At 61.2% G+C, this 3209-nt stretch carries 5 protein-coding genes and 2 pseudogenes; 1 reads left to right on the top strand and 6 read right to left on the bottom strand.

The features are described 5' to 3' along the window. Positions 1-325: 325 nt before the first annotated feature. The 3 genes from AC0L2M_RS34465 to AC0L2M_RS34455 are packed head-to-tail and all read right to left on the bottom strand — an operon-like array spanning position 326 to position 783. On the bottom strand, positions 326-439 hold the full coding sequence (locus AC0L2M_RS34465) for a hypothetical protein (protein WP_473537250.1): 114 nt from the start codon (positions 437-439) through the stop codon (positions 326-328). Between the two features lie 27 nt (positions 440-466). Then, complete coding sequence (locus AC0L2M_RS34460; protein ID WP_473537248.1) at positions 467-640, bottom strand: hypothetical protein; 174 nt, start codon at positions 638-640, stop codon at positions 467-469. After that, positions 580-783, bottom strand: coding sequence for an SDR family oxidoreductase (locus AC0L2M_RS34455; RefSeq protein ID WP_473537249.1), 204 nt, complete (start codon positions 781-783; stop codon positions 580-582). The genes AC0L2M_RS34460 and AC0L2M_RS34455 overlap by 61 nt, the downstream gene beginning before the upstream one ends. Before the next feature lie 210 nt (positions 784-993). On the opposite strand from AC0L2M_RS34455, the pseudogene AC0L2M_RS34450 reads away from it, so the two are divergent. After that, positions 994-1101 (top strand): annotated as a pseudogene (locus AC0L2M_RS34450) (OmpW family outer membrane protein); the annotation flags it as partial. 449 nt (positions 1102-1550) lie between these two features. On the opposite strand, the pseudogene AC0L2M_RS34445 reads toward AC0L2M_RS34450, so the two are convergent. The 3 genes and pseudogenes from AC0L2M_RS34445 to AC0L2M_RS34435 all read right to left on the bottom strand — a co-directional run. Continuing rightward, a pseudogene (locus AC0L2M_RS34445) lies at positions 1551-1652 on the bottom strand (hypothetical protein); the annotation flags it as partial. 77 nt (positions 1653-1729) lie between these two features. Continuing rightward, entirely contained in the window at positions 1730-2725 is a 996-nt protein-coding gene (locus AC0L2M_RS34440) for a succinylglutamate desuccinylase/aspartoacylase family protein (RefSeq protein ID WP_473537247.1), read from the bottom strand. 216 nt (positions 2726-2941) lie between these two features. Continuing rightward, the coding region (locus AC0L2M_RS34435) for a DDE-type integrase/transposase/recombinase (RefSeq protein WP_473537246.1) at positions 2942-3209 on the bottom strand (268 nt) is incomplete at its 5' end.

Here is a 3209-nt window from a genome sequence, read left to right as displayed (position 1 = left end):
CCACCTTGCCGCCCAGATGCTTGCCGAGCCGGTCGAGCTTCTCGACGGGCGTGGGTCCGAAGGTGAGCGGGTAGCGTTTGAATTTTTCCAGCATCTCTCCGGCGATGATCATTCAGGTGAAATAACCACGCAAAACTCGTTCCATAAGCGCTGCTTGGATTGGTCGGCCGCGCTCTTCGACCTCCCATCAGAGCCCTGGGGATTTCCAGCGCTTGCCTTGCGATTGAGACGAAGCGATCCACATGTCGGCATGCTGCGATGAGGCGGCCCCCACGGCTCATCTCTGCTCGCCATCGGCACGCGGCGGCGTACCGCCGCGATAGGTCTATTTTGCCCGCGCTTCCAGTTCTGCCACCATAGGCGTGCCCACGTAGCCCGCGGCTACCGCCGTCACGCAGATGGCGCGGGAAGCCCAATCGCGTGCAAGCGACTTCGTCAACGAGATCAAGCCCGCTTTCGAGGCTGCCTAGGCGTTGCGTTTGGGATTGCCGACCACGCCGGCCACCGAAGCGAGGCTGACGATGACACCACACGGCTGCATCCGCCGCGCCGCCTCGAGGGCCATGACGAACGGCCCAATCAGGTTTGCCGGCAGGCCGCGTCGAAAGCCATCGACACCGGTATCGGCAGTCGCGGCCATGGTGGTCCCACCCCAGCATTATTGATGAGGACGCCGATGTGCGCGAACTGCGCTTCGACCCGGCCGAAAAGCGCGAGGATATCTTCTTTTCGCGAGACATCGCATTCGAGGCCGAGATGTGGATGGCCGAGACCATGGGCCAGTTCACCACACCGCTGCCCGGAAGGTCCACGGCAACAACAGTTGCGCCATCCCCGGCAAAAAGATCGATCAGGGCACGGCCGACCCGCTCACGGCGCCTGTGATGATGACGACGCGACCCGCGTGCTTCATGAAAACTGCTTCGCGACGAGCCGCGATGATCCCTGCCTGTCAACGGTCAAAGGCAGAATGATCCGCCGGGGTAAAGCAGCACGTATTTCTTCACGGACAACGTCGCCGCCGAGCTTATCCTCGGCACCACCTATGCCAACATCACAGGCCAAGGCTCGATCGGCGGGCTGGGGAATATCGGCAAGGTTTAGCTGCTGCCGCCTGCCTGGCGCCAGGGAAGCATTCCTCGACAGCCAGGGCCGCCCTTCGCCCTGCCCCATGCACACACGGTACGGTGTCCGGGCTCCAGCTCGGCAATGATGCGGCCTGTGATCTCCTGGTAGAGCCTGACACCCGAGCGCCCGCCCCTCACCTGTGTCTCCGCTAGCGGTTCGCTTCCGTCTGGCAAGCCTCGTTAAATCTTCGCTCGCCGATCGCGGCTTTCCCCGGAAGCGGGGGTGGGCGGCGGGTTGCGACCGCAAGGGCCGCCGTCCAGGCGGACCTTATCCGAAGGACCGGGAACGAAGAGAAGGACCGAAGCGAGAGCGAGGGGTTGCGGGATGACGCGGCGGCCCTAGGAGGGAGTGCCGCCTACCCTGCGCGGCGGGAAAGGCGAAACAGAGAAGAGCTGGGCGGGTCTGACGACCCGCGCCAAGCTGGAGCCGACATAGATGAAGCCGTCCTGGGTCGCGCCCGACCTAATGGCAGCTTGATCGTCATAGAAGAATGCGCCGTTGCCAGGCGCAAGGAGGACTGCAATTCGGTCACTCGATTCATCCTGACGGAATTAAGTTCGTTCCGCTACTGGCACGCGAGGGCACTAGCCGCACCTGGTACTTAGATCTTCAGCGGCCGCGCAAGGAACGCTACCACTTTGTTGGCGTCGACATGCGCCCCCGTTGCCATGGCCAAGACGATGGAGGTTTCGGGCGCGCGAATTTCAATGGACCCGGCGGACAGCGAATCTATTGAATGCAGGATACCTATGAGATCTCCCTCCTTCACCTCATCCAGCACCGAGCAGCGAGGTTCGAAGATGCCCGGCGCAGGCGATTTCAACTCGTCGGAGGGACGCGTTTCGAGTGTTTGGCCGGAACTCTGACGTCGGAAGCTTGGATAGTCGGCTTTGCCCTCGACCAGCCCGAGCGCGACGAGCGCGTTGCGCACTGCAGCCTCGTAGATCGCGAGATTGTCTGCGCCGACCGTACCACCACCGAATTCAGCGCAAACAAATACCTTGCCCTGGTTTTGGGCCGTGATATCAAACATACCAGCCGTGTCGCTGTGTTGCCAGACCAATGTCAAGGGCAATTTGAACGCTTCCGCCATTCGCACCGTCCTGGCCATGAGATCGGGATCGGCAATGGGGTGCGTCGTGGCCGCCGGTGGAAAATCCCACGTTGGTCCGAAGCTGTGCAGATCAAATACTGTGTCGGCCATTGGCAACAATACGCGCGAAACCGCATCCGCGATTCGTTCGGTCACCGACCCGTCGGCGCGGCCCGGAAAGACGCGATTGAGATTCAACCCGTCGAGCGGAGTATTGCGGCTCCAGGCCTGCACGGCCAAGGGATTGAGCACCGGTAGGACGGTGACCTTTCCACAGGTTTGCGCTTCTGGAAGCCAGTCAATAAGCCGTCGCGCAACAATCGACCCCTCCAATTCATTGCCATGATTTCCGCCGGTGACAAGAAGGCGCGGTCCCTCCCCTTTATTGAGACTGAAGACCGGGAGCGAAAGCTCTCCGCGATCGGCACCTCCTGGCACAACAAGATGCCCCCTGCTCACGCCGGGCGTATCAAGATCAAACGTAAGATGTGGTGCTTCGCTCATTGTTCAACCTATTGCGAGTATTCAGGCGACTTGGCGCCGGGTTTACGACAGCTGTCGCGCGGTTGCATCCTGCTCTGGAAGTATGCGCCACGCGGTGTTCAATTCGCTAATATAATGTTCCGGACGGTGCCATCGCGTTTTCAGATAGTGGTCCATGGCGGTATCACCTTAACTTGCGTCCGGGACGCCGGAGGCGTTCTGCCTTGCGGATTGATTTCAGGCCATGGCTCCCGCCACAGCTTTCCACTCCGCGATCGCTTGGATGCGGTGAACGCGGCTTTGGAATGCGGAGCGTTGTGAACGGGGTGGAAGGACGAGATTTCGGATGGCGGAGAAGACAGAGACGAAGCGCTGAAGGCGTCCCGGTGATCGAAAGCCCTGCATCGTTCGCTCCCGCTTTCGCAGCGGCACATGTGAATTCTCGGCGCGGTTGTTCCGGTGCGCCGCACCATAGGAGCGCAGCTTGTCGGTGATCCTCCGCTTC

The organism is Mesorhizobium sp. WSM4806 (assembly GCF_055811635.1).
Note: the sequence above shows the minus strand (reverse complement) of the source record. Positions and strands in the feature narration are given on the sequence as shown.